At 64.9% G+C, this 23,915-nt stretch carries 26 protein-coding genes; 14 read left to right on the top strand and 12 right to left on the bottom strand.

Features of this window, described 5'->3' with window-relative positions; translation table 11 throughout:
- Positions 1-26: 26 nt before the first annotated feature.
- From IVB50_RS24075 to IVB50_RS24105, 7 genes are all read left to right on the top strand, one after another.
- Positions 27-953, top strand: coding sequence for a SurA N- domain family protein (locus IVB50_RS24075; protein WP_026233734.1), 927 nt, complete (start codon positions 27-29; stop codon positions 951-953).
- On the top strand, positions 953-1,969 hold the full coding sequence (pdxA, locus tag IVB50_RS24080; RefSeq protein ID WP_018459097.1) for a 4-hydroxythreonine-4-phosphate dehydrogenase PdxA: 1,017 nt from the start codon (positions 953-955) through the stop codon (positions 1,967-1,969). Before IVB50_RS24075 ends, pdxA begins: the two co-directional genes overlap by 1 nt.
- Complete coding sequence (rsmA, locus tag IVB50_RS24085; protein ID WP_247297470.1) at positions 1,966-2,826, top strand: 16S rRNA (adenine(1518)-N(6)/adenine(1519)-N(6))-dimethyltransferase RsmA; 861 nt, start codon at positions 1,966-1,968, stop codon at positions 2,824-2,826. Before pdxA ends, rsmA begins: the two co-directional genes overlap by 4 nt.
- 16 nt (positions 2,827-2,842) lie before the next feature.
- On the top strand, positions 2,843-3,901 hold the full coding sequence (locus IVB50_RS24090) for an alcohol dehydrogenase (protein ID WP_018459099.1): 1,059 nt from the start codon (positions 2,843-2,845) through the stop codon (positions 3,899-3,901).
- 90 nt (positions 3,902-3,991) lie between these two features.
- Positions 3,992-4,153, top strand: coding sequence for a Flp family type IVb pilin (locus IVB50_RS24095; RefSeq protein WP_018459100.1), 162 nt, complete (start codon positions 3,992-3,994; stop codon positions 4,151-4,153).
- A gap of 71 nt (positions 4,154-4,224) precedes the next feature.
- Entirely contained in the window at positions 4,225-4,461 is a 237-nt protein-coding gene (locus IVB50_RS24100) for a hypothetical protein (protein ID WP_018459101.1), read from the top strand.
- Between the two features lie 361 nt (positions 4,462-4,822).
- Positions 4,823-5,539, top strand: a complete 717-nt coding sequence (locus IVB50_RS24105; protein ID WP_018459102.1) for a Crp/Fnr family transcriptional regulator — start codon at positions 4,823-4,825, stop codon at positions 5,537-5,539.
- A 9-nt stretch (positions 5,540-5,548) separates the two neighbouring features.
- On the opposite strand, the gene IVB50_RS24110 is transcribed toward IVB50_RS24105, so the two are convergent.
- Positions 5,549-6,286 (bottom strand): Crp/Fnr family transcriptional regulator, encoded by a 738-nt coding sequence (locus IVB50_RS24110; protein WP_247297472.1) that lies wholly within the window; start codon positions 6,284-6,286, stop codon positions 5,549-5,551.
- 158 nt (positions 6,287-6,444) lie between these two features.
- Here IVB50_RS24110 and IVB50_RS24115 point away from each other — a divergent pair, with 158 nt between their 5' ends.
- Both IVB50_RS24115 and IVB50_RS24120 read left to right on the top strand, forming a co-directional pair.
- Positions 6,445-6,684, top strand: coding sequence for a hypothetical protein (locus IVB50_RS24115; protein ID WP_018459104.1), 240 nt, complete (start codon positions 6,445-6,447; stop codon positions 6,682-6,684).
- Between the two features lie 17 nt (positions 6,685-6,701).
- Positions 6,702-7,403, top strand: a complete 702-nt coding sequence (locus tag IVB50_RS24120; protein WP_247297474.1) for a Crp/Fnr family transcriptional regulator — start codon at positions 6,702-6,704, stop codon at positions 7,401-7,403.
- Between the two features lie 63 nt (positions 7,404-7,466).
- Here the strand turns inward: IVB50_RS24120 and IVB50_RS24125 are convergent, their stop codons facing one another.
- Both IVB50_RS24125 and IVB50_RS24130 read right to left on the bottom strand, forming a co-directional pair.
- Positions 7,467-8,081 carry a hypothetical protein gene (locus IVB50_RS24125; RefSeq protein ID WP_018459106.1) on the bottom strand — a complete coding sequence of 205 codons (615 nt, stop codon included), beginning with the start codon at positions 8,079-8,081 and terminating at the stop codon, positions 7,467-7,469.
- A gap of 166 nt (positions 8,082-8,247) precedes the next feature.
- Positions 8,248-9,240, bottom strand: a complete 993-nt coding sequence (locus tag IVB50_RS24130) for a LysR family transcriptional regulator (RefSeq protein WP_018459107.1) — start codon at positions 9,238-9,240, stop codon at positions 8,248-8,250.
- Between the two features lie 112 nt (positions 9,241-9,352).
- On the opposite strand from IVB50_RS24130, the gene IVB50_RS24135 reads away from it, so the two are divergent.
- The 5 genes from IVB50_RS24135 (at position 9,353) to IVB50_RS24155 (ending at position 14,961) form a co-directional block, all read left to right on the top strand.
- On the top strand, positions 9,353-10,333 hold the full coding sequence (locus tag IVB50_RS24135; protein WP_018459108.1) for a tripartite tricarboxylate transporter substrate-binding protein: 981 nt from the start codon (positions 9,353-9,355) through the stop codon (positions 10,331-10,333).
- The gene (locus IVB50_RS24140; protein WP_026233735.1) at positions 10,333-10,944 is read left to right on the top strand and encodes a protocatechuate 3,4-dioxygenase; all 612 of its coding nucleotides are present in this window, start codon (positions 10,333-10,335) and stop codon (positions 10,942-10,944) included. The genes IVB50_RS24135 and IVB50_RS24140 overlap by 1 nt, the downstream gene beginning before the upstream one ends.
- Positions 10,945-11,735: 791 nt before the next feature.
- Positions 11,736-13,082 (top strand): caspase family protein, encoded by a 1,347-nt coding sequence (locus tag IVB50_RS24145; protein WP_247297476.1) that lies wholly within the window; start codon positions 11,736-11,738, stop codon positions 13,080-13,082.
- A 28-nt stretch (positions 13,083-13,110) separates the two neighbouring features.
- A complete protein-coding gene (locus IVB50_RS24150) occupies positions 13,111-13,599 on the top strand; it encodes a hypothetical protein (RefSeq protein ID WP_018459111.1) in 489 nt (162 codons plus the stop codon).
- Between the two features lie 150 nt (positions 13,600-13,749).
- The gene (locus IVB50_RS24155; RefSeq protein ID WP_018459112.1) at positions 13,750-14,961 is read left to right on the top strand and encodes a hypothetical protein; all 1,212 of its coding nucleotides are present in this window, start codon (positions 13,750-13,752) and stop codon (positions 14,959-14,961) included.
- Here IVB50_RS24155 and gmk read toward each other — a convergent pair.
- The 9 genes from gmk to IVB50_RS24200 all read right to left on the bottom strand — a co-directional run bounded on the left by gmk (position 14,894) and on the right by IVB50_RS24200 (position 23,604).
- Positions 14,894-15,553 (bottom strand): guanylate kinase, encoded by a 660-nt coding sequence (gene gmk / locus IVB50_RS24160; RefSeq protein ID WP_018459113.1) that lies wholly within the window; start codon positions 15,551-15,553, stop codon positions 14,894-14,896. The two genes, IVB50_RS24155 and gmk, sit on opposite strands and share 68 nt — an antisense overlap.
- A gap of 3 nt (positions 15,554-15,556) precedes the next feature.
- Positions 15,557-16,444 (bottom strand): YicC/YloC family endoribonuclease, encoded by an 888-nt coding sequence (locus IVB50_RS24165; RefSeq protein ID WP_018459114.1) that lies wholly within the window; start codon positions 16,442-16,444, stop codon positions 15,557-15,559.
- A gap of 118 nt (positions 16,445-16,562) precedes the next feature.
- Positions 16,563-17,837, bottom strand: a complete 1,275-nt coding sequence (gene mltG / locus IVB50_RS24170) for an endolytic transglycosylase MltG (RefSeq protein ID WP_018459115.1) — start codon at positions 17,835-17,837, stop codon at positions 16,563-16,565.
- A gap of 125 nt (positions 17,838-17,962) precedes the next feature.
- The gene (gene fabF, locus IVB50_RS24175) at positions 17,963-19,228 is read right to left on the bottom strand and encodes a beta-ketoacyl-ACP synthase II (RefSeq protein ID WP_026233736.1); all 1,266 of its coding nucleotides are present in this window, start codon (positions 19,226-19,228) and stop codon (positions 17,963-17,965) included.
- Positions 19,229-19,336: 108 nt separating this feature from the next.
- Positions 19,337-19,576: an acyl carrier protein gene (locus IVB50_RS24180; RefSeq protein WP_006020277.1), complete on the bottom strand. Its 240-nt coding sequence runs from the start codon at positions 19,574-19,576 to the stop codon at positions 19,337-19,339.
- A 307-nt stretch (positions 19,577-19,883) separates the two neighbouring features.
- Positions 19,884-20,621 carry a 3-oxoacyl-[acyl-carrier-protein] reductase gene (fabG, locus tag IVB50_RS24185; RefSeq protein ID WP_026233737.1) on the bottom strand — a complete coding sequence of 246 codons (738 nt, stop codon included), beginning with the start codon at positions 20,619-20,621 and terminating at the stop codon, positions 19,884-19,886.
- A gap of 102 nt (positions 20,622-20,723) precedes the next feature.
- Positions 20,724-21,683: an ACP S-malonyltransferase gene (gene fabD, locus IVB50_RS24190; RefSeq protein ID WP_026233738.1), complete on the bottom strand. Its 960-nt coding sequence runs from the start codon at positions 21,681-21,683 to the stop codon at positions 20,724-20,726.
- Between the two features lie 187 nt (positions 21,684-21,870).
- A complete protein-coding gene (locus tag IVB50_RS24195) occupies positions 21,871-22,896 on the bottom strand; it encodes a fatty acid desaturase family protein (protein ID WP_018459119.1) in 1,026 nt (341 codons plus the stop codon).
- Between the two features lie 3 nt (positions 22,897-22,899).
- Complete coding sequence (locus IVB50_RS24200) at positions 22,900-23,604, bottom strand: TetR/AcrR family transcriptional regulator C-terminal domain-containing protein (RefSeq protein WP_018459120.1); 705 nt, start codon at positions 23,602-23,604, stop codon at positions 22,900-22,902.
- Between the last annotated feature and the right edge of the window lie 311 nt (positions 23,605-23,915).

Consider the following 23,915-nt stretch of genomic DNA (forward strand, 5'->3'; position numbering starts at 1 on the left):
CCTCGGCTGACATGCGAGCGACAAATATGACGATCCCATTGCCTGTCTTCCGCCTATTCCTCATCCTCGCCGCCCTGCTGCTGGCCGGCGCGCCGTTGCGTGCGCAGAACATCGTCTTGATGGTCAACGGCGATCCCATCACCGACTTCGACATCGAGCAGCGCTCCAAGCTCGACCAGCTGACGACGCAGAAGACACCGGCCCGCCAGGACGTCATCAACGAGCTGATCGACGACCGGGTGAAGATGAAGGAAGGCAAGAAATATGGTGTCGACCCCGGCGTCTCCGACATCAACCAGTCCTACGAGGGCATGGCGCAGCGCATGCGCATCTCGCCGGACCAGCTCACCAAGTCGCTCGAGGTCAAGGGCGTCCGCCCCGAAACCCTGAAGAGCCGCATGAAGGCCGAGATGGTCTGGACCAGCCTCGTGCGCGGCCGCTTCAAGGAGAAGCTGCTGGTCGGCGAGAAGGACGTCGCGCAGGCCGTGCAGGCCCAGACCGGCGACAAGCTGCAGATCGAGGGCACCGAATACAAGATGCAGCCGATCGTGCTGATCGTGCCACGGGGCTCGTCGCCGGCGTTCCTGGAGACACGGCATAAGGAAGCCGAGCAGTATCGCTCGCGCGTCGGAAGCTGCGAAGAAGCCAATTCGCTGTTCCGCTCCACGCCGAACGCCACCATCCGCGACGTCGTCACCAAGACCACCGCTGAATTACCCGAGGCGCTGCGTAAGGTGCTCGACGACACGCCGATCGGCCACCTGACCGCGCCCGAGACGACCAAGGCAGGCATCGAGATGGTGGTGCTGTGCTCGCGCAAGCCGACCATGATCGACACGCCGAAGAAGCGCGAGGTCCGCGAGAAGATGTATCAGGAGAAGTACGAGAAGACCCAGAAGACCTATCTCGAGGAGCTCCGCAAGGCGGCGATGATCGAGTATCGCAACCGCTGATGGCCAAGCAGCCTGCCAAGCCCCTCGCCCTGACGCTGGGAGAGCCTGCCGGCATCGGCCCCGACATCACCATCGCAGCCTGGCTCAAGCGCCGCGAACTGGACCTGCCCGCCTTCTATCTGCTCGGCGACGAGGCGCTGATCGCCCGCCGCGCCAAGGCGCTCGGCGCTGCCGTCAGGATCGCTTCGGTGACCACCGGCGAGGCCGAGGCCGCCTTCCCCCAGGCCCTGCCCGTGGTTGCGTCCGGCGAGCCCGCGAGCGCCGCGCCCGGCAAGCCCGACGCATCGAGCGCGCCGGCCGCGCTCGCCTCGATCCGCCAGGCGGTCACGGATGTCCGCGAGGGCCGCGCCGGCGCCGTTGTCACCAATCCGATTGCCAAGAGCGTGCTCTATCGTGCCGGCTTCCGCCATCCCGGCCATACCGAATTCCTCGCAGAACTCGCCGCGGAAGACGGCCCCACGCCGCAGCCGGTGATGATGCTGTGGTCGCCGCGGCTCGCCGTAGTGCCCGTGACCATCCACGTCTCCTTGCGCGATGCACTGGCCCAGCTCACCAGCGAGCTGATCGTCTCGACCGTGCGCATCGTCGCGACCGAACTCAAATCCCGCTTCGGCATCGCGAATCCGCGCATCGCGATTTCCGGCCTCAATCCGCACGCGGGCGAGGACGGCTCGCTCGGCCACGAGGAGCAGACCGTGATCGCGCCGGCGATCAAGACGTTGCGGGGCGACGGTATCGAGGCGAAGGGACCGCTCCCCGCCGACACCATGTTCCACGAAGCCGCGCGAAACAGCTATGACTGCGCCGTCTGCATGTACCACGACCAGGCGCTGATCCCGATCAAGACTGTGGCCTTCGATGACGCGGTCAACGTCACGCTCGGACTGCCCTTCATCCGCACCTCGCCCGACCACGGCACCGCCTTCGACATCGCCGGCACCGGCAAGGCCAATCCGGCAAGCCTGATCGCTGCGTTGAGGCTTGCGAGCCGGATGGCGGCTGCGAAAACCCGATGAGCACGATCGATGACCTCCCGCCGCTTCGCGAGGTCATTCGCCAGCACGCCTTGTCGGCGCGCAAATCGCTCGGCCAGAACTTCCTCCTCGACCTCAATCTCACCGCGCGCATCGCGCGTGCGGCGGCTCCACTCGAGGATTCCACCATCATCGAGATCGGCCCCGGCCCGGGCGGGCTGACGCGCGCCCTGCTCGCGCTCGGCGCCAGACGCGTCATCGCCATCGAGCATGACGAGCGCGCGATCCCTGCCTTGCAGGATATTGCTGCGCGCTATCCCGGCCGACTCGAGATCGTCCATGGCGACGCCATGACCTTCGACCCGCGCCCGCTGCTATCAGGCGAAAGAGCAAAAATCGTCGCCAACCTGCCCTACAACATCGCGACCCACCTCCTCGTCGGCTGGCTCACCACCGAACCCTGGCCGCCCTGGTACGAAATGATGGTCCTGATGTTCCAGCGCGAGGTCGGCGAGCGCATCGTGGCGCGCGAGGACGAAGAGGCCTTCGGCCGACTCGGCGTGCTCGCCAATTGGCGCTGCGAGACCAAGATCCTGTTCGACATCGCGCCGTCCGCCTTCGTGCCGCCGCCGAAGGTTACGTCTTCCGTTGTGCGACTGATCCCGCGCGAAACGCCTCTCGCCTGCGATCGCAAGCTGCTCGAACAGGTCGCGGCCGCCGCCTTCGGCCAGCGCCGCAAGATGCTGCGGCAAAGCCTGAAGGCGCTCGGCGCCGATCCCGCGCGGCTCGCCGCAGCTGCCGGCGTCGATGCGACGCGGCGCGCGGAGACCGTTCTGATTTCCGGCTTTGTTGCCATGGCCCGTGAATTGGCCAATATACGCAGCGAAACAGAGAGATAATTTCGGAGGAAGAAATATGGCGTTGATGCGTCGGCAGTCCCTCGTCAAGTTCGATGCGCCGCTGTGCGAGACCATCGTCGAGACGCCGAAGCCGCAAGGTCGAGAGGTGCTGGTGCGGATCGAGCGTTGCGGCCTCTGCCACTCCGATCTGCACATCCAGGACGGCTACGCCGATCTCGGCGGCGGCAAGAAGCTCGACACCACGCGCGGCATGACGCTGCCCTTCACGCTCGGCCACGAGATCGCGGGCGTGGTCGACGAAGTCGGCCCCGAGGTATTCGCCGGTCTCGTCGGCAGCAAGAAGGCGGTGTTTCCGTGGATCGGTTGCGGCCAGTGTCGCGACTGCGCCAATGGCGACGAGAATCTCTGCGCCAGACAGCGCTTTCTCGGCGTCTCCATCGACGGCGGCTTCGCCACCCACGTGCTGGTGCCCGACGCGAAATATCTGCTCGACTACGATCCCCTGCCCGTCAACCAGGCCGCGACGCTGATGTGCTCCGGCGTCACCGCCTACGGCGCGCTCAAGCGCCTGGTCGACCGGCCGCGCCAGCGCAACCTCCTGCTGATCGGCCTCGGCGGTGTCGGCATGATGGGCCTTTCCTTCGCGGCGGCCATGTTCAAGCAGCCGATCACGGTCGCCGACCTCAGCGGTGCCGCGCGCGAAACCGCGCTGAAGAACGGCGCGGCGGTGGCCTACGATCCGGCCGAGCCCGACGTGGTCAAGCGCATCCTCAAGGAAACCGATGGCGGCTTCGACGAGATCGTCGACTTCGCGGGCAACGAGAAGTCCATGGCTTTCGCGGTCGCCGTCGCCGCGCGCGGCGGCAAGATCGTGGTCTCCGGCCTGATGGGGGGCCAGTTCACGTTGCCGATGGTGCAATGGGTCTACAAGCGCATGACCATCGAGGGCTTCATGGTCGGCACACTCACCGAGGCTCACGAGCTGATGGCGCTCGCCCGCGCCGGCAAGATCAAGCCGACGCCGATGCGCGAGGAGCCGATGGCCGACGTCCAAACATGGATCGACGAGCTTCGCGCCGGCAAGGTCGTCGGCCGCATCGTGCTCAAGAACTAGAAACTGACGCAGACCCGTGTTCCAAATTGGGGAACCCGCTCTCTGCAGAATACGGTCCTCGCCAGCTCTCTTTTTGGATTTCTGGCAACCATGCAGACGATCCGCCGCTTCCTCGCCGACGAGTCCGGCGCCACAGCGATCGAGTACGGCCTGATCGCCGCTGGCATTGCGCTTGCGATCATCGCCGTCGTCAACAATCTCGGCGCGACGCTGAACAAGAAGTTCACCTCGATCGGCAGCTCGCTGAAGTAGCGGGCACGCGCGCCAATTCAAAGCATTCGTCTGTCCCGCGGAACGGCAACGGCCGCGCCGCGTTGGCAGCCATGTCCATTCGCTGCACCGTCGAGAACGCATTCTTCATCGCCTGGAGTTTCCTGGAGCAGAGCGGAGAGCTCGGCTCCCCGGACGAGACGGCGAACGTCCTGCTCGACGCCATTGAGGCCCAGCTCAGGACCGGCGAGCGCCGGCAACTGATGCTCGCCAACAGGGCGATCGATGCCTATCGCGCCCACGCGGAAAAAGGCCGGCCCGCGCACGATTGCGAAGCACGCTTCGGGTGACGAACTTCGGGTGATGAACATCCCGGCCGCCCTCGGGCCCGCCGGCCCGGCGGCGTTGAGGTATAGGCCGGCGGTCCGTCGGGCAGAGCGCACGGGCTGCGGCGCTCCGCGACGAGCGCGCTACGCTGGAGCCGCGCCCCTGCTGTGTGCACTCCTGCACAGAGCTCGCAATGTTGAAGGCCGCTGGGTTCGGCTGCGCCATTGCCTCGTCCCATGCCTCGCCAAAACTTTCTGGAATTCCGCAAGCCGGAGGCCATTTTTCAACGGCTGAAAAACGCCTTGTGTGCACTTTGGAACCGTCGGCTCCGTCACGGAAACGTAGGGTTCTGGCCGGTGCCGATTCCCGGCCAGAGCAAGACATGTGACCGGTCGGCCCCAGAACGATCTTCTCCAGCAGCTCAGCCGCCCGGATTTCGAACTGCTCGCGCCGCACCTCCAGCCGGTCGAACTCGAGGCGGGCCACATCCTTTATCATGCCGGCGACGAGGTGGCGGCGGTCCATTTTCCCTGCCGCTCCACGCTCGTGTCGTTCGCCGTGCCGGTCGAGGACGATCGCGAGGTCGAAAGCCTGCTGGTCGGGCGCGAGGGCGCGGTGGGCATTGCCGCCGGCCGCAGCGCCTCGCTGGCCTATTCGCGCATCGTCGTGAAGCTGGGCGGCACCCTGCTGCGGCTGCCGCCGCGCGTGCTCGAGCAGGCCCAGCAGAGGTCGGCCACGCTTCTGCAAATCTTCTCTCGCTACGCCGACTGCCAGTTCGCGCAGCTGCTCCAGACCGCGGCCTGCAATGCCGCGCATTCGATCGAGCAGCGCGCCGCCAAGTGGATCATCTCCGCGCAGGAGCACGTCGGCGGCCCCGAGATCCCCCTCACCCATGAGCAGCTGGCCGGCATGCTCGGCGTGTCCCGCAGCTATGCCAGCCGCGTCATCCAGATGTTCAAGGCCAGGCGGATCCTCGCGACACGCCGCGGCGCCATCCTGATCCTAGATGCGCCGGCGCTCGAAGCCAGAGCCTGCTCCTGCAACGACTGGGTGAAGAAGCACTTTGACGAGGTGATGGGACGCACGGCCGCGGACGGTTAGCTTTAGGTCTCACGCATGCGGCGGCGATTGGCGCTTCAAGTGCAGATAGGTCGGACTGAAGCCTCCGAGCCGCTGCAATTCGCGCCATTTCATGACGATGAGCTCGCCGTCGTGCATGTCCATGGTCCCGCTCCGCCTGAGGTCGGCGAGCGTCCGGTTCACCGTCGCGATCGCCATACCCAAGGTCTCGCCGAGCTGCGCCAGGCTGAGCGGCAGGCGGCAGCGATTGCCGCGGACGAGCTGCGCTGCGCCGGCGCGGTAGAACAGCTCGCAGAACAGGTGTGCCATGCGCGCGTGCATCGGCCGGGCGCTGTTGTTGGTGATGGCCTCGCGAAAGATCGCGGCATCGAGCAGGGTCTCGCGCCAAACCGACAGTGCGAAGGTCGGCCGTCGCCGGAAGGCAATGAACAATTCGCGATGCGGGATGAAGGCCACCGAGGCAGGCCCGAGGGCGCAGAGGCCATGGTCCATCTGGTCGATGAACAAGCCCTGGGAGTCCGGCAGGTCGCCGGACAGATGGAACGCGAGGTATTGCCGCCGGCCGCTGTCGAGCAAATGGTAGCGCGCGATCATGCCGGAGACGACCAGCGCCGAATGCTCGGGTTCGTCGCCCTGACGGATGAAATCCTCGTTCGGCGCGAACTCGCGCTGCACAAAGGTCAGCCCGCGAATTTCGGCGACATCCTCCTGGGCGAGTGCGGTGTGCTCGCCCAAGTTCCGGATCAGCACGTCATGCGCTTTTTCCATAGGTCCCGCCAAAAATCCTGCCGGTTCGATCAAATGATACATCTGGCCCGTATCCAGCGGACTAGAACGCGGGTCGGAAGCACAGGTTGCTACCGGTCTGCGACATTACTTGGTCGCAGCCCACCGTCCCTCGATCGCTGACTGCGCCCGCCATTCGCATGAGCTCTACCACGATCCTGAAGCGCATTCGCCACCTGTTCGCATCGGAGTCGGGCGAGCACCTGGACAGTATCAGCGCTGCCTTCCAGCGAGGCACGCTGAAGGAGCCGGCGCGGCCGATGTCGGATCAGGAGCTTGCGCGCGCCATCCGCGAGTTCCAGGCGGTTCCCGTGTCCGATTGGACCATCGCGAAACTCTCACGATGCCTGCTCGAGCCGGCGATGCCGGGTGACGACTGAAACACCTCCTCCTCTCCATGTCGCACCCCAAGTTCATCGCACATCTCCAGGCGATTGAAGGCCTCTCCGACGACGAACGCCGCCAGATCGCGGCTCTGCCGTCCACGCTGCGCCAGGTCTCCGACGGCGAGACCCTGCTGCGCCAGGGTGAAGATACCTCTCGCTGCGTTTTCGTCGTCAGCGGCTTCCTCTATCAGGCGCGCATCGTCGGCGATCGCAGCCAGATCCTCGCCTTCCACGTTCCCGGCGACATGCCGTGCCTCCACACGCTGCTGGTCTCGCCGATGGATGCGGACCTCGTCGGTCTTGGCCCTTCCCTCGTCGGCTACGTCGCACACAGCCAACTCAAGCAGCTGCTCGACGGCTCCATTCACCTGACCCGCGCGTTCTGGCGCGAGACGCTGATCGATGCGGCGATCTCGCGACAATGGATCGCGCGCCTCGGCGCACAGGCGGCACTGCCGAAGGTGGCCCATCTGATCTGCGAGCTCGCCGCAAGGCTGGAGGTCGTGGGCCTCGTCAAGAACGGCCGCTTCCAGATGCCGATGACGCAGCGGCACGTCGCCGATGCCTGCGGACTGTCGATCGTCCACGTCAATCGCACCATCCAGGAGCTGAGAGGGCGCCGATTGATTGCCTGGGAGGGAAGCGAGATCGAGCTGTTGCAACCCGACGAGCTCCGCGCGCTCGCGGATTTCACGCCGGATTATCTGACCTGACAAAGACGGGCGGCGTCCCAACGAACGACATTCGAACCGGCACAGCAAAAGCGATCCCCCGCCTCACGATCGCGATGGCTTTATCCGCCATGATTTGAGCAACGGGCCGCCGGCACCCAGCACGGGATCGGTCTTCGGCTTGCGGACCTTGGCGACGCGTTTGCTGGCGTCAGGACGCTCTCGCGTGTCGGTGCACTCGTCATACGTCCCCTCCTGCGGATACGCTCCGACGACCAGGAAGTCCCGGCTGGACTCGATCAGTCGGTGTCCGGTCCCTGCGGGAAGGACCAGAACATCTCCGGCCTTCACGCTCAGGATTCGCCCCTTGATCCCGCCGCACTCGATCCTGGCCGTGCCGCGTGCCACGCCCATCACTTCGTGGATCTGCGAATGATAGTGGACAAAGTCATAAACCGTATCGCGCCAAGAGCGGCCCCAGCCGTGACGATCGAACAGCGTGTCGATGATGACCTCTGGAGCAAAACGCCGGGTCTTCAGGTTCACCGCGCCGCGATAGAGCAAGACGGGAAAATGCGGGTTATTCGGCACGATGCCATCGTCCTGGAAACGGATGGCTGTCGGCTTCCGAGCCCGCACGAGCGCCCGCAGCGTTGCCGCGTCGGGGTGATCCTCAACGAACTTCTTGGCGAGATTTTTGATCTGGTCCTTGATCGGCATGGCGTCTCCTCAGCCGCAATTAAACGACGGCCGGAAGCATAAGTTTCCCGAGGTGATCCGGTTGGACCGCCATCTCCTCGGCGTCATTTCCGGCGAAGACAAGCATTCCAGAAATCGTTCCGCGGCAGCACTCCGGAATGCTCGCTGCGCTCGCCCGGCCACCGCCTTACCCCGGGGTAGCCGACGATGGCCGCGCAGGAGCGGAACGACGCGCGTTTCGCTTACCTGCGAGCGGCTTTGCGACCTCCCGGGCGCACTCGACGAGCAGCCGCTGAGCAGGGTTTGGCGTTCTGCCCTTCATCGCAATGATCCCGATCGGCCACATCTGAATAGGCATTTCCACCGGTAAAACCTTCATCGACAGCCGCTTCGCGCTGAAGTGCAACATCGATGCCGGAAGGAAACTCAGGAATCGTTCCGACGAGAGCAACGCCGACTGCATAAGGATCGAATACACGGTTACGCTGGCACGTGGCACCTCCAGCCCGGAGGCGTGAAATGCGTTGGCAATCCAGCCGCCCGGAAAGCTTTCGCGCGGCGGCAGGCACCAACGCTCGTTGACCAGCTCGTCGAGGCGGATCTTGCGCCGCCCCACCCACGGACTGTGCAAGCCTGCGACAACGACACCGCTTTCGTGCAACAGCACTTCGACGTCGGTATCGGCAGCGGGTGTCGGGCTCGGCAGGCGCCCTATCATGAGGTCGATGTCGTGATTGCGCAGATGACGATCCTGAAGCTCCGGCGGTTCGCCCTCGATGATGTGAAGCGCGAGCCTCGGATATTGCCGGGATAGCCGGTCAATGATGGCCGGCAGTAGTCCGGCCATCACGGGCTCGGTGCTGCCAATGCGCAATTCACCCACCGCGGGATCAGCGAGCGATTGCAGCTCGTCGACGCCACTCCGCAAATCGTTGCACAAAGCAATGCTGCGCTTGAGCAAGGCCTTGCCGTAAAGCGTGGGCTCAACGCCGAGCCGGCTGCGCTCCAGAAGCGGAAGGCCGATCGTTTGCTCCAGGCTTGCGATCATCTTGGATATGACAGGCTGAGAAATGGCTAGGTGCTCGGCCGCCTTCGCCATGCTCCCGTATTCCACGACGGCGATAAACACGTTCAGTTGCCGCAGCTTGATCCGACGGCTGATCTGGGATGCATCGAGCATGCGACCCTTTCCGAAATGGAATAGAACTATCGAGAAATAGAACTTTTCTTATATAGATCCGCGGGACAGCTGCAATTCGCGTTACCCTCCACCGCCAAGGTTTGGAGCAGCCATGTCGAACATTCATGTACCCCGTCGCACCTTCCTGTTCGGAAGCCTCGCGGGATTGTTGCTGCCCGGCCAGGTCGCCGCGCAACCTTATCCGTCCAATCTCATACGTGTTGTAGTCCCTGCCGGCGCGGGGACACCGCCCGACATCATCAGCCGCATGATCGCCGACGAGCTCGCCGCCAATGAAGGCTGGCGACTTGTGGTGGAAGATCGCCCCGGTGCGCTGCAGACCATTGCCATGAACGACGTGAGCGGTCGTCCGGCGGACGGCTATACACTGCTGACCATGAGCCTTCCGATGACGGTCACCCCGGCCCTGCTTCCGAAGGCGGAGACACGGGCGGATGTGGATTTCGATCCGGTGATCAAGATATCGAAATCCTACACCGTGCTCGTTACAACGCCTTCCTTGCCGGTCGACTCGTTAGCCGGTCTGGTGGCGTTGCTCAAGAGCAAGCCAGGGAAGCTCAACTTCTCTTCCGCGGGCTTCGGCACCCCCTCGCACCTGATCGGCGAAATGTTTGCATTGCAGGCGGGCGTGCGCGCCACCCACGTGCCCTACCAGCAGTTTTCCCAAGCAATCACCGATCTGATCAGCGGCAACGTCCAATACATGTTTGTCACCACGCTTCCGGTTATTGACCTCATTGCGACCGGCAAGTTGCGAGCGCTTGCCGTCACCGCCCCCACCAGGATTGCTGCCCTGGGAGACATTCCCACTGTGATCGAGGCAGGCTTTCCCGATCTGGTGACAGCCGATTGGATCGGCTTTGCAGCGAAGCGTGGAACGGCTGCGGAAGTAACGTCGCAGCTCAACAAGGCAATTAACAAGGTACTTCTCGAGCCGAAGATCCGTGCTTCCCTCGACAAGATAGGAGCCGTAGCCGTGGGTGGCACCGCCGCAGAATTTGGTGAGGGAATCCGGAGTGACATCGCCCACTGGGCCAAGGTCGTCAAGGATGCGGATATCAAGCTGCCTTGATGAGCCAGACCCCATCCAAAGCCCAGACGAGTGGCCGCGATGCAGCAGCATTGGCGATCACGCCGCCGCAGATTGTCGGCCCGTTCTACCCGGTCTCGGAGCACCCCGATCTGGCAACCGATCTGGCGCGTCCAAGCGGCAGCACCGCTGAGGCGCTGGGCCAGCTCATCCATCTCAGCGGACGCGTGCTCACGCGTTCGGGAGCGCCGGTGCCGCATGCACGCATTGACATCTGGCAAGCCAACGCGGCGGGGAAATATCGTCATCCGAGTGATATCAATCCGGCGCCGCTCGATCCCAATTTCAAAGGCTTCGCGCGTCTCACAACGGATGCGGCCGGGCACTACAGCTTTCGTACCGTCAAACCGGGCCGCTATCCGACAGCAGAGGGCGAGGTCAGGCCGCCGCACATTCATCTCACCGTTGAGGGGCGGTTCGATTGCCTGGTGACCCAGTTGTATTTCGCTGGCGAAGAAGAAAACGTGACCGACCGCTGGCTCAATGCGGCCCCGCATCCGGAAAGGTTAATCGTTACTCTGCAAAATTCGCCATCACGCCTTGAGAGGCATGCGTTGATCGCGCATTTCGACATTGTTCTTGCCAGCGGATGACAAGCGTTTCAGGTGGCTCCAAGCCCGATTTGGGTCGTTCGCCACCGGCGCTGACGCGTCGGGCAAAACACCCCCGTCAAGGCCTCCGCGCAAAAATATTTCGCTTTTCCGAATTTCGGATTTGTGGCATACGCCCGTCATCCTGGCCCTGCCAAAGGGGCGTTCGCGACCGTCACGACATGCGGGCCGGGTGGCGGTGGACGCGGCAGCGACGGCGCGGGCGGCGTGACGACAGGGCGGGCAACCGTGAGTCCTCGCGCGACGCGTACGACACGGCGCTGGAGAGCGGGCTTGTCGGTCATCGGGGGTGAGCACACGCAAGCCCTCGATGATTTCGGCCGGACCGTCCGCGGATGGAGAAGTCGTGTGGTCCTGACGCCCGGGGTCTGTGCGTCAAGCCTCGCGGTGATGTGGCGGCCCGACCGGGCGCGCGCATCATCGATCGGCCAGGCGACGGGGGCAATAGTGCATCGCTCCCCGGGGAGAGCACGAAGGACACCGTTAAAACCATCCGCGCAGGGAAGGCCGGGCGATCGGCCACCCTATCGGTCCACCCCGTGTGCATTCCTGTAGCGCACGGACCAACGGGTGCCGCCGGCGCCCGGCCTTCCCTGCGCCCTTTGGCCTCCAGTTGGGCGATGAACGGCAGCAAGGTTCGGGCAGAATCTGCCGCGGGAACGCGCAAGCGTGCGCCCTCCCCGGCGCGACCGGCCAACGCTGTACACACTGTCGCACCGCTTTTCGCCCGCGCCTCGAGCTGGTAGAATGGCGATATTGTTTGGGGAATTTTGATGCGCGCGAGGATTTTCAATCGCGTCCCGGGGCTGGCGATGCTGGTCGCAGCCCTGCTCGTCGTCGCAACGCACCCGGCATCGGCCGAGAAGCGCATCGCGCTCGTGGTCGGCAACTCCGCCTACAAGAACATCACGCCGCTCGACAATCCATCCAAGGACGCGAGCCTGATGGCGGACACGCTTGGCCTGCTCGGCTTTACGCTGGTCGGAGGCCGCGCCCAGCTCGATCTTGACAAGGGCGCGATGGATCTGGCGGTGCAGAGCTTTGGCCGGCAGGTGCAGGGCGCCGACGTCGCGCTGTTCTATTATGCCGGCCACGGCGTGCAGGTCTCGGGCGCCAACTATCTCGTGCCGGTCGGCGCCAATCCGACCCGCGAGGCCGACGTCGACTTCCAGATGACCGATGTCAACCTCGTGCTGCGCCAGATGCAGGGATCGGGCACGCGCCTCAACCTCGTGATCCTGGACGCCTGCCGCAACAACCCCTTCGGCTCACGCGGCCTGCGCGCCTCCGATGGCGGCCTCGCGCAGATGCGCGCGCCCGAGGGCACGCTGATCTCCTACGCAACCCAACCCGGCAACGTCGCCCAGGACGGCAGCGACGGCCACAGCCCCTACACCAAGGCCTTGGCCGCGACGGTCCGGACCGCGGGCCTCGACGTGTTCCAGACCTTCAACCAGGTCGGCCTCGCGGTGAAGCGCGCCACGTCCGGCGCGCAGCAGCCCTGGGTGTCGTCCTCGCCGCTCGACGGCACCTTCTATTTCGTCGCCCCCACGCAAACCGCGCCGCCGCAGGTCGCAGCGATGCAGCCCGATCCGCCGCCGGCGGATCGGCTGCGCGCCGATCCGGACCGCGTCCCCTTGCGCGATGCCGCCCTGCTGAGCGAACTCAGCGAGCGGCTCTACGAGCTCAATTTCGATCCTGACAGCCCTGATGGACTGACCCGCGCGATCACGAAACTCCAGCAGCGGATTTCCATGGCGCCGACGGGCGAAGCCACCGAAGGCCTGCTGTTGCGGATGCGCAAGATGGAGGACCTGAAGCCATGGGGCTCGATCGTCTACGGCCCCGACGGCAGCAAATGGGGCATCTCCTGGAACCACGCCTCGCGGCGCGCGGCGGTGGCGGATGCGCGCGGCAATTGCGCCGGCGCCAAATGTCCGATCGAGCTGTCTTTCTATGGCAACCGCTGCGGCGCGTTCGCGATCTCCGACAAATCCTGGTCGCTGGTCCAGCGCGACAGCGTGCAGCGCGCGAAAGATGCCGCGCTTGACGAATGCGGCAAGGCTGGCAAAGCTTGCCGCATTATCGGTTCCGTCTGTGCCGACGGCTCCGGCCGCTGATACGATTTTTCATTCTGGATTTTTACTCATGCGCGCCATCATCCCTGCGATTGCCCTGACCGTCTTCCTGTCCGCCGTCGGCGCTCCACCGTCCGCCGTTGCGCAGTCCGGCAGCGCCGGCGGCTCGATCGGCAATGACGAGAAATCGCTGTCCGGCTCGCGGTCGGATCGTTCCGCCGAGCCGGCGCCCTCGGCGCGCCGCAGCAAGCCCGCCGAGGAGCCGCGCAGCTCCTCGCGACGCGGTGGTGGAGGCGGTGGCGTGAGTTTCGACGGCGCCTGGATGGTCGTCAGCGTCGGCTGCGGCGGCACCACGTCCGGCGCGGTCGTGGTCTCCTCGGGCAAGGTCATAGGCCAAGGCGTCACGGGTACCGTCAGCGCGAGCGGCGCGGTCAGCACGTTCGGTCAAGGCGATGGCGTGACCTTTACCGGCTCGGGCCGCCTCGCTGCCCGCAGCGGCTCCGGTTCCTTCCGCCGCTCGGACGGCTGCGGCGGAACCTGGACTTCGACCAAGCAATAGCAGCGAAAAAGTCTGGTTTCGCGGGGGAACGAACGCCGCGCAAGCCCGATTCAGGCCACATCCTCTCCGGATTTGCGGCTCATTGCCACCCAAGTCTTTGACGACAAAGGGAAGGTAACGAGTTGCGTCATGCGTAATCGGGAGACCAGGATGGGCAACCGCACCGCAAAATTCTTATCTGCCCTCGTAGGCAGCATCATTGCCGGCGCGCCACTTGCCGCCGTGTCGCAGAATGCATCGACGCCACCGAGCACGGCAAATGCCGCGAGCGACTGCCTTGGCTCGCCAAAGGGCGCCGCGCCGCAGGGCCAGCATTGGCATTATCGCCTCGAGCGCGCGACCAAGCGGCAGTGCTGGTATCTGCGCGCCGAAGGCGGCAAGGCCACCCAAACCGCACAGACTGCGCCCGATACGCCTGCAGCGGATTCAGCCGTGCCGCAGCAGCACTCGGTCGAGGACGCGCGCGCCGAATATCTGACGCCGCAGAGCATCGCCGCCGTGAAGACGCCTGCACAGGCGGGACCGGCGCCGACGCAGCAAGCTGCGAACCCCTCCGCTGACGCCAACGCACAGCAGCCCGCCGTCGCCGGGCGCTGGCCCGACGCCTCCACGGCGTCCGCCGCGCCCACAGAGCAGCCGTCGCCTGCACCTGTCGCGGCCGCCGCGCAGCCGACCGCGAAGCCGGCGAAGTCCCCTGCTCCGATGGCTCTGGCCGCGGCAGACAGCACCGCCGACAAGCAGACCGGCTCGCTCCAGATGCTGCTGCTCGTGATCGGCGGCGCGCTGGCGCTTGCCGGCATCCTCGCCAGCGTCATCTACCGCTTCGCCGGTGGACGCATGCGCGTCCAGGCCGCCGACCAGCGCCGCGTCAACTGGGACAATTTTGAGCCGCACGATCACGACGATGGCCGTGCACCCTGGCTCAACGCTGCGCCCGCCGGCGCGCCGCACGCTCGGCAGCCCCGCCCGGTGGATTTCGATGCCCTGCGTCCGCAGTCAACCCAGCTCAAGACCGCGCAGCTCGCCGCGATCGATCGCGAGATCGATGTGATCGACGAGCTCGCCCCGCAAGCGCAAGACCAAGTCCACGTCGAGGCCGCAGAGCTCGACGAGGCCGATATCTTCAACGGAGAATTCCAGATCGAGGCCGCACCGCAGCTCGCGGCCAACGACGTGAATGACGAAGAGCCGGCCGGCCATGACGACGCGGGAGTCGAGAACGCCATCGACATCGACGTGATCACGACGATGCTGGAACGGTTGGCGAAGGACGGGCCGCGGCTGACGCAGCCTACTAGCCTTGAAGTTGACCTTGCAGACCTCGCACGAAGCCCACGAGGCCGGTCTGCCGCTCGCGCTTGAGGCGTTCGGCCTTCAGGATCGACTGCACCTCGGCGAAGGCCTCGTCAACGTCGTGGTTGATGACGATGTAGTCGTACTCGGCCCAGTGGCTCATCTCGTGGCTGGCGCGGCTCATGCGCTTGCGGATCACCTCGTCGGAATCCTGCGCGCGCGAATGCAGCCGCTTCTCGAGATCGGCAGCCGAGGGCGGCAGGATGAACACGCTGACGACGTCGGCGCGCGCCTTCTCTCGGAGCTGCTGCGTGCCCTGCCAGTCGATGTCGAACAGCACGTCCTGCCCGGCTGACAGCGCCGCCTCGACCGGCGCACGCGGCGTGCCGTAACTGTTGTCGAACACGGTCGCCCATTCCAGCAGCTGGTCGGCTTTCACCATCGCGCCGAAGGTAGCCTTGTCGACGAACGAATAATCCCTGCCGTCGACCTCGCCCGGCCGCATCGCCCGCGTGGTCGCCGACACCGACATTCGAAGGCCGGGCATACGGTCGATCAACATGCGCGACAGCGTCGTCTTGCCCGCGCCCGACGGCGAGGACAGCACGAACATCAATCCGCGCCGCTCGACACCATCAGTTCCGTGACCGCCAATCGTCATCGATCACTCCAGATTCTGGACCTGCTCGCGGAACTGCTCGACCACGTTCTTCATGGCGAGCCCCGTATTGGTCAGCTCGATGTCGTTCGACTTCGAGCAGCAGGTGTTGACTTCGCGGTGAAACTCCTGCGCCAGGAAGTCGAGCTTGCGCCCGACCGGGCCGCCCTTGCCGATCAGCTCGCGCGCCTGCGCGATGTGCGAGGCGATCCGATCGAGCTCCTCGCGGATGTCGGCCCTGGTCGCAATCAGGATCGCTTCCTGCATCAGGCGGTCGGAATCAAAACGGTCGGAGGTGTCGAGGAGGCTCGCGATCTGCTCGGCGAGCCTGGCCTTGACCGCCTCGGGCTTGCGACCGGGCGCGGCCTCCGCCTTCTTCGCCAGCTGCTCGACCTCGTCGACGCGCTGGATCAGGATCTGCCCGAGCGAGGTCCCCTCACGCTTGCGCATCTCGACGAGTTCGGCGAGCGCCTTGTCGAAGGCATCCGCGGCGGCGGCGCGCGCGGCCTTGTCCTCCTCCTCGTCGCCCTCGGGCTCGGCGACCTCAATGACCCCCTTGATGGCCAAAAGCCCGTCGACGCTCGGCGCGACCGCATCGACCTTGCCGGCGATCACGGCGGCGGCCTTGAGGACGGCGTTGAGCACGTCCTCGTTGACGCGGACGCTGGTGGCTGCATTGGCCCGCTTGACGGTCAGATTGGCGTAGACGGTGCCTCGTGAGAGCAGCTCGGCGGCGCGCTTCTTGGCATGAGCCTCCAGCTCGTCGAACCCCTGCGGCAGCCGCACCCGCAAGTCAAAGCCCTTGGCATTGACCGACTTCAATTCCCATTCGAACGTATACGGCCCACTCGCGCCGTGGCTTCGGGCAAAGCCGGTCATGGACGACAACGCCATCAGGTCAATTTCTCCAGAAGCACGGGATTCGCGCGGCCATCAAGCCACGCGAATCTTAAGACTATTTTGCAGGAAAATGTAATCCGCAAAGTCCCGCGGGGCAGGTCTACGCGCAGGCCTAGCGCTGCACCACCGGGGGCGAGGCCTGCACCGCGCCTTGTCGGGCCGGCGGCGGACCCGGGGGGCGAGCGGCCGGCGGCTTCTTCTGCTGGTTGGGGCGTGCCGGCGTCGTCGCCGTCGGCGTATCGGCGGCGCCGGGCGCGGCGGCGGCCGGCGGCTGCGCGTCCTCGGCCGGCTCGACCGTGTCGTTCTGGATCTGCTTTTCCATGGCGCGCAGCTTGGCGACGTTCTTCTGGTGCGCGTCGTAGGTCTCGGTAAAGGAATGCCCGCCGGTACCATCCGCGACGAAATAGAGGTCGCGGGTACGGGCCGGGTTGGCGGCAGCCTCGAGCGAGGCGCGGCCGGGGTTGGAGATCGGGCCCGGCGGCAGGCCCTCGATGACATAGGTGTTGTAGGGCGAAGGCTGCGTGATCTCGCTGCGCTTGATCGGACGGCCGAGCGTGCCCTTGCCCCCGACGAGGCCATAGATGATCGTGGGATCGGACTGCAGCTTGATCCTCTGCTTCAGGCGATTGACGAACACCGCGGCGACACGGCTGCGCTCGTCAGGCTTGCCGGTCTCTTTCTCGACGATCGAGGCCAGCGTCACCAGTTGCTCCGGACTCTTGACCGGAATGTCCTGATTGCGGCGCTCCCAGATCTCGGTCAGCACGCGCTTGTGCGCCTGCTGCATGCGCTGGATCACCTGATCGCGCGGGGTGCCGCGCGGGAACTTGTAGGTCTCGGGCAGCAGCGTGCCTTCGCGCGGCAGCTCACGCACGCTGCCGGTGAAGATGTCGTTGTCGGACAGGCGCGCCACGATCTGCTCGGAGGTGAGGCCCTCCGGAATCGTCACGGCATGCTGCACCACCTTGCCCTCGACGATTGTGGCAATGACGTCGCGCAAGGACGCGTTCTTCTGGAACGAGTATTCACCGGGCTTGAGGTCCGAGCTCGCCTTCAACGCAGCGACGCTGGCAATGAACGCCCACGGATTGACGTCGGTCACGCCTTCCCGGTTCAGCGTCTCGGCGATGTCGCGCTTGCCGGCGCGCTGCGGGATGTTGACGATCTTGTCTTCCTTCAGCGGTCCCGGCGCCTCGAGCACCTGCCGGCCGTAATAGTACACGCCGCCCGCACCGATCATTGCAATCAGCAGCAGGGTGATGATGGCGTTGCCGACGATCACGAACGGATTGCGCGCGCGGTCCGATCGCTTCGGCGGCGGCGGGACCTGCTCGGGCTCGAGCGCTGCCCGCGGGCTCCGGGGCGAAATGGGCGGCCTTTCACTCATCGAAGCAACCTGAATCCTGCCGGTTCAAATGCGACCCGACAATCGCTTGTCTGGCCAAGTACACGCGCCCACTTGTATGACTATCGCCGAATACGGCAAAATGGTGGATTCGTCGCAAACACAAACTATTGGACCGGACGCCGGAAGATCACCGATGCGTTGGTACCGCCAAAACCGAAAGAATTCGACAACGCGACGTTGACCTCGCGCTTCTTCGCCTTGTGCGGCACGAGATCGATCGCAGTCTCGACCGATGGATTGTCCAAGTTGATGGTCGGTGGCACGACATTATCGCGAATCGCGAGAATGGCGAAGATCGCCTCGATCGCGCCAGCCGCACCCAGAAGGTGACCGGTCGACGATTTGGTCGAGGACATCGCGACCTTGGAAGCGGCATTGCCGAGCAGACGCTCGACCGCACCGAGCTCGATCTCGTCACCGAGCGGTGTCGAGGTGCCGTGCGCATTGATGTAGTCGAGATCGGACGCGGTGAGGCCGGCGCGCTTGAGCGCTGCCGCCATGCTGCGGAAGCCACCGTCGCCGTCGGGTGACGGCGAGGTGATGTGGTAGGCATCGCCCGAGAGACCGTAGCCGATCACCTCGGCATAGATCTTCGCGCCGCGGCGCTCGGCGTGTTCGAGCTCTTCCAGGACCAGAACGCCGGCGCCCTCGCCCATCACGAAGCCGTCCCGGTCCTTGTCGTAGGGACGCGAGGCCTTCTCAGGCGTTTCGTTGAAGGCTGTCGAGAGCGCACGCGCGGCGTTGAAGCCGGCAATGCCGATGCGGCCGATCGGCGATTCCGCGCCGCCCGCAACCATGACGTCGGCATCGCCGAGCGCGATCAGGCGGGCGGCATCGCCAACCGCGTGAGCGCCGGTCGAGCAGGCCGTGACCACCGAATGGTTCGGCCCCTTCAGCCCATGCTTGATCGAGACATAACCGGAGGCGAGATTGATCAGGCGGCCCGGAATGAAGAACGGCGAGACCCGGCGCGGCCCGCGTTCCTTCAGCAGGACCGCAGTCTCGGCGATACCGTTGAGGCCGCCGATGCCGGATCCAATCATGGTGCCGGTGGCGCATTTATCCTCTTCGGTCTCGGGATGCCAGTTGGCATCGTCGAGCGCCTGGCCGGCTGCGGCCATGCCGAAGATGATGAAGTCGTCGACCTTGCGCTGGTCCTTCGGCTCCATCCAGATGTCGGGATTGAAAGTGTCGTTGGTGCCGTCGCCGCGCACGACCGTGCAGCCGATCTTGGTCTGAAGATCGGAGACATCGAAGCTCTCGATTTTGCGTGCGCCGCTTTCGCCGTCGAGGATGCGCTTCCAGGTCGGCTCGACTCCGCAGCCGAGTGGCGAAACCATGCCAAGACCCGTAACGACAACCCGCCTCATGTCCGAAAACTCCGCATCGAAAGATTCACGGCCAATAACAAGAAACCGGCTGACCGCTGTTGGGCGGTCCGTCCGGTTTCAATGTTGTCCCCGCGAAAATGAAGAGCGTTAGCTCTTCGCGTTCTTCTCGAGAAACTTGGTGGCGTCGCCGACGGTGAGAATCGTTTCCGCGGCATCGTCCGGAATCTCGCAACCGAATTCCTCTTCGAACGCCATCACCAGCTCGACGGTGTCCAGACTGTCGGCGCCGAGGTCGTCGATGAAGCTCGCAGCGTCGACAACCTTCTCGGGTTCAACACCAAGGTGTTCGACCACGATCTTCTTAACCCGCTCGCCAATCTCACTCATTGCATAACCTCGTGTTGTTCCCTGTAGACCCGACCCCCCGGGACGATACGAGCCGTCGTGGTCGTTGACTGCCTTCGCTTACGAACTTTGATCTGGCCCCATCCTAACCGATGCAGGCCCGGCGAATGACGGCCAAGGCTCCGCATCGCCAATATACAGGGTTTCAAAAACCTGCAATGGCGTTCTTTGCCCATCCGTTGAAGGTCCGGTTATCATACTTCAATTGCGTTGACTACAAGCCTCATTTCGCTCCGGAAACGGCCGTTTGCCGCATTCGGCTGCCCAAGGGGCGGTGCGGCATGAGGCGTCAGATCATGGCCATGCCGCCGTTGACGTGGATGGTTTGGCCGGTGACATAGGCCGCTTCGTTCGAACTCAGGTAGACGGCGGCCGCCGCGATGTCCTCTGGCGTCCCCAGGCGATTGGCCGGAACCTTGGTCAGAATCGTTTCGCGCTGCTTGTCGTTGAGCGCATCGGTCATCGGGGTCTTGATGAAGCCGGGAGCGATGCAGTTCGCGGTGACGCCGCGCTTGGCGTATTCGGCACCCAGCGTCTTGATCATCCCGATCAGGCCTGCCTTCGACGCAGTATAATTGCCCTGCCCCGGGTTGCCGGTGACGCCGACCACCGAAGTGATGGCGATGATGCGGCCGAAGCGCTTGCGCATCATCAATTTGGTTGCGGCGCGGGCAAGCCGGAAGGTCGAGGTCAAATTGATGTTGATGACCTCCTCCCAGTCTTCGTCACGGAGCTGCACGAAGAGATTGTCGCGCGTGATGCCGGCATTGGCGACGAGGATGTCGACCTGTCCCATCGCCGCCTCCGCACCGGGCACCAGCGCTTCGACCTCCTCGACTTTGGAGAGATTGCAGGGCAGCACATGGGTGCGCTCGCCGAGCTTGCCTGCAAGCTCATCCAGCACTTCCTTGCGCGTCCCCGATATCGCGACGGTGGCGCCCTGCGCGTGCAGCGCCTGCGCGATCGCGCCGCCGATGCCGCCGGTTGCGCCGGTGACGAGCGCCTTTTTGCCAGTCAGATCGAACATCGATAACTCCTCCAAGGCACGATCCGGAAACGCGCGCAGCGGTTTTCCGAAAGGGTCGTGCGTCAACTGTAGAACTCGCGCGCGACGACGAATTATCGCGCTTCAGGCCTGCTTGGCAGCAGCCAATGCATCTTTGGCAGCAGCAATGTCGTTGGGACCGCCGACCGCAACGCCGACGGCACCGTCTGCGATACGCTTGACCAGGCCCGTCAGCACCTTGCCGGCACCGATCTCAAAGAAACGGGTGACGCCCTGCCCCGCCATATAGGCAACCGACTCGCGCCACCGCACAGTGCCGGTGACCTGCTCGACCAGGCGCCGGCGGATCTCGTCGGGATCGGTGATCGCGCTCGCCAGCACATTCGACACCAGCGGGGCGGCCGGCGCCTTGATCGTGACCCCGGCCAGCGCCTCCGCCATTGCGTCGGCAGCCGGCTGCATCAGTTTGCAATGGAACGGTGCGGACACCGGCAGCAGCATTGCTCGCTTAGCGCCCTTGGTTTTGGCGATCTCGACGGCGCGATCGACCGCAGCCTTGTCGCCGGAGACGACCACTTGCCCGCCGCCATTGTCGTTGGCGGCTTGGCAGACCTCTCCCTGAGCGGCCTCCTCCGCCACCGCCACGGCGGCCTCGTAGTCGAGGCCGAGCAGAGCGGCCATCGCACCGACGCCGACCGGCACAGCTTTTTGCATTGCGAGACCGCGGATGCGAAGCAGCCGCGCCGTGTCGGAAATCGTCAGGCTGTCGGCCGCGGCCAGCGCCGAATATTCGCCGAGCGAGTGGCCGGCGACGAAGGCCGCATCCCGCCGCACGGAAAACCCGGCTTCGGCCTCCAGCACCCGCAGGGTGGCGATAGACACCGCCATCAGGGCCGGCTGGGCGTTTTGGGTGAGCTGGAGGGTTTCAGCCGGACCATCCCAGATGGTCGCCGTCAGCTTCTCCCCCAGCGCGGCATCGACCTCGTCGAACACGGCGCGCGCCACCGGAAAGGCATCGGCCAGGGCCTTGCCCATGCCGACCGCCTGGGAACCCTGCCCCGGAAATGTGAATGCTGCCGTCATCGGCGCTCCCTGCTTGTCGGGCGTGATCTCTGCGAGAACCGGCAGCCGATGACGCGCGGCCTTAGGCCATGGTTCCGGATCAAGCTCCAAAGGGGGCCGTAGACACTGTCCGGGGCCGGAATGTCAAGCCAAGATGGGAACTTCGATCAGCCTTCGACTGGCAGCCTTCAACCGGAGTGACGGGTTCCTAGAATCCGCCAGCCGTCTGGTTGGCATCGACCTCGGACCCCGCCTGCGCGCGGCGCGCGCTGTTGACCAATTGCCCCGGCCGGTCATCGCGGTTCGGCTTCGCGGTCGCAAGCCGCAGCACGGCGGCGTAACTCGGTTGCACCTCCATCCGGCCCGCATGCCGGCTCTCACTCAGCAAGCGGTGCACCTTCGGCAGATTGTAGCAGGGCACGTAGAACAAGAGATGATGTTCGAGGTGGTAGTTCACGTAGTACGGCGCGATGAACAAGCGCTCGAGGAAATTGGCATAGGTGGTGCGGGTATTGCGCAGGGGATCGCTGCTGTCAGGTACGACCGCGTGCTCTGCGATGTTGCGGATGCGGGTGATGACCATCATCCAGGTCAGGAGCGGCACCAGCCATAGCAGCGGATAGGCCCACCACACGCCGGCCGCCGTGAGCGCTGCGAACATCGCGCCATTGACCAGACATTGCGGGCCAAGCTTCTCCCACAAATGCGCCGCGCGCTGCCGCGATGGCCAGTCCTTCGGCCCGAGCGCGTTGAGCAATTGCGCCTTGCGCTGCTGGTAGCCGGTCTGCCCGGTGAGGTCGCGAATGAACTTGCGGCGATAGCTCAGCTTCGTGATCGGAAACGGCGCCGATAGCACGAGATCGGGATCGTCCTCCTGCTGGGTGCGCGCATGGTGCTGAAGGTGATAGCGCCGATAGCTGCGCGTCTCCGCAAACAGAGGATAGGCGCAGAACCACTGGCTTAGGGTCAGATTGGTCTTCTCGTCGGGGGACAGGCAGCCATGCGCGCCGTCATGCATGAGGATCGCGAGCCCGAGCTGGCGCGAGCCGATGATGGCAACGGCGAGCACATAAGTGATCGGATTGGGCCACCACGCGACCAAGGCGATTGCCGCGATGATGAGCGCCCAGGCGTGCGCGATCAGCGCGACGCCTTTCCAGGTCACGCGCCGGCGCACGTCGGCAAGTTGCTCGTCGGTCAGGAAATCGCGGGCACGCATGCGAAGCGCAGTCATGGCCTAATCCTCCTCATTCGAATTGCTCGATGCGTCGCGCGCGTCGACGAGGCGCAGCCGCGCAGTGTCATCAGAGGATTTCGCCTGTTCGCCCAGCACGCGCAGCATCTCGGCGCACAGCGCCTCGGGCGAACGGCCCATGGCGTAGCCCTCAAGGATGACGCCGATGGCGACGGCCCAGAACCGCCGCGAACTCTCGTCGGGCGCGCGCAGGGAGCGCCAGCCGTGCCGCGCGACCTGGCTCGCATAGGCCCGCGCACCTTCACTGTGCAGGCGCTCGATGGTGCGCTCGACCAGCGGCGCGAGATCCTGGCGCCGCCGCGTCAGCGTCAGCGCCTCGGCGAAGAAGGCCACCGAATCGCACGTCGTCACGGTCTCGGCCAGCGCGTGGGTATAATCCCGCGGCGCGCGCGCCTTCAGCGCCGCCTGCTCGGTCGCCCGCGCCAGATACAGCAGCTCGCGGCAGGCGCATTCGACGAACAGCGCCTCCTTGGTACGGAAATAATAGGTGATCTGGCTCGGGAACGCGTTCGCAGCGGCCGCGATGTCGGTGATCGCCGTACCCGACAGCCCCCGCTCCCGAAACAGCGGGCTCGCGGCATCAAGCAGCAGCGAGCGCATTTTGCGGCCGGCCGACCGCGTGGCGCGGGCGGCGTGTTTGGGATCGCCTGCCTCCTTGAGGGGCTCGTGGGCCGGCTTTTCTGCCATTGGAGTTCGCTCCGGTTGATTTATTTGTATAATATACAAACAAACAAATCAAGCCGGTATGATGGTCGGCGGCGGATCCGGCCGCCCGCATTGCGATCCCCGCGCCGAAACGGCGCCTGCAACCTTGCCAAGTCAGCCGAAATCCGTATAAGGCGCCCATCCGCAGACCCCGGCCGGGAGCTGAACGGACGGTCTCAGCAAATCATTTGTGATTTTGGTGTGGCAGGGCCAGTCGGCCCGTCGTCCCGTGTTTCCGCCTTCTGAGCTTAATCCCAGAGTCCTTTCCGAAGGCCTCTTAAGGGCTTGACGCC

It is taken from the genome of Bradyrhizobium sp. 87, from assembly GCF_023073015.1.
Taxonomy (GTDB): Bacteria; Pseudomonadota; Alphaproteobacteria; order Rhizobiales; family Xanthobacteraceae; genus Bradyrhizobium; species Bradyrhizobium canariense_D.

Bases quoted from the DNA above. Each gene is read 5' to 3' on its own strand.
- IVB50_RS24075 (WP_026233734.1), top strand. From the start codon at position 27: ATGACGATCCCATTGCCTGTCTTCCGCCTATTCCTCATCCTCGCCGCC.
- pdxA (WP_018459097.1), top strand. From the start codon at position 953: ATGGCCAAGCAGCCTGCCAAGCCCCTCGCCCTGACGCTGGGAGAGCCT.
- rsmA (WP_247297470.1), top strand. From the start codon at position 1,966: ATGAGCACGATCGATGACCTCCCGCCGCTTCGCGAGGTCATTCGCCAG.
- IVB50_RS24090 (WP_018459099.1), top strand. From the start codon at position 2,843: ATGGCGTTGATGCGTCGGCAGTCCCTCGTCAAGTTCGATGCGCCGCTG.
- IVB50_RS24095 (WP_018459100.1), top strand. From the start codon at position 3,992: ATGCAGACGATCCGCCGCTTCCTCGCCGACGAGTCCGGCGCCACAGCG.
- IVB50_RS24100 (WP_018459101.1), top strand. From the start codon at position 4,225: ATGTCCATTCGCTGCACCGTCGAGAACGCATTCTTCATCGCCTGGAGT.
- IVB50_RS24110 (WP_247297472.1), bottom strand. From the start codon at position 6,286: ATGGAAAAAGCGCATGACGTGCTGATCCGGAACTTGGGCGAGCACACC.
- IVB50_RS24115 (WP_018459104.1), top strand. From the start codon at position 6,445: ATGAGCTCTACCACGATCCTGAAGCGCATTCGCCACCTGTTCGCATCG.
- IVB50_RS24120 (WP_247297474.1), top strand. From the start codon at position 6,702: ATGTCGCACCCCAAGTTCATCGCACATCTCCAGGCGATTGAAGGCCTC.
- IVB50_RS24125 (WP_018459106.1), bottom strand. From the start codon at position 8,081: ATGCCGATCAAGGACCAGATCAAAAATCTCGCCAAGAAGTTCGTTGAG.
- IVB50_RS24130 (WP_018459107.1), bottom strand. From the start codon at position 9,240: ATGCTCGATGCATCCCAGATCAGCCGTCGGATCAAGCTGCGGCAACTG.
- IVB50_RS24135 (WP_018459108.1), top strand. From the start codon at position 9,353: ATGTCGAACATTCATGTACCCCGTCGCACCTTCCTGTTCGGAAGCCTC.
- IVB50_RS24140 (WP_026233735.1), top strand. From the start codon at position 10,333: ATGAGCCAGACCCCATCCAAAGCCCAGACGAGTGGCCGCGATGCAGCA.
- IVB50_RS24145 (WP_247297476.1), top strand. From the start codon at position 11,736: ATGCGCGCGAGGATTTTCAATCGCGTCCCGGGGCTGGCGATGCTGGTC.
- IVB50_RS24150 (WP_018459111.1), top strand. From the start codon at position 13,111: ATGCGCGCCATCATCCCTGCGATTGCCCTGACCGTCTTCCTGTCCGCC.
- IVB50_RS24155 (WP_018459112.1), top strand. From the start codon at position 13,750: ATGGGCAACCGCACCGCAAAATTCTTATCTGCCCTCGTAGGCAGCATC.
- gmk (WP_018459113.1), bottom strand. From the start codon at position 15,553: ATGACGATTGGCGGTCACGGAACTGATGGTGTCGAGCGGCGCGGATTG.
- IVB50_RS24165 (WP_018459114.1), bottom strand. From the start codon at position 16,444: ATGGCGTTGTCGTCCATGACCGGCTTTGCCCGAAGCCACGGCGCGAGT.
- mltG (WP_018459115.1), bottom strand. From the start codon at position 17,837: ATGAGTGAAAGGCCGCCCATTTCGCCCCGGAGCCCGCGGGCAGCGCTC.
- fabF (WP_026233736.1), bottom strand. From the start codon at position 19,228: ATGAGGCGGGTTGTCGTTACGGGTCTTGGCATGGTTTCGCCACTCGGC.
- IVB50_RS24180 (WP_006020277.1), bottom strand. From the start codon at position 19,576: ATGAGTGAGATTGGCGAGCGGGTTAAGAAGATCGTGGTCGAACACCTT.
- fabG (WP_026233737.1), bottom strand. From the start codon at position 20,621: ATGTTCGATCTGACTGGCAAAAAGGCGCTCGTCACCGGCGCAACCGGC.
- fabD (WP_026233738.1), bottom strand. From the start codon at position 21,683: ATGACGGCAGCATTCACATTTCCGGGGCAGGGTTCCCAGGCGGTCGGC.
- IVB50_RS24195 (WP_018459119.1), bottom strand. From the start codon at position 22,896: ATGACTGCGCTTCGCATGCGTGCCCGCGATTTCCTGACCGACGAGCAA.
- IVB50_RS24200 (WP_018459120.1), bottom strand. From the start codon at position 23,604: ATGGCAGAAAAGCCGGCCCACGAGCCCCTCAAGGAGGCAGGCGATCCC.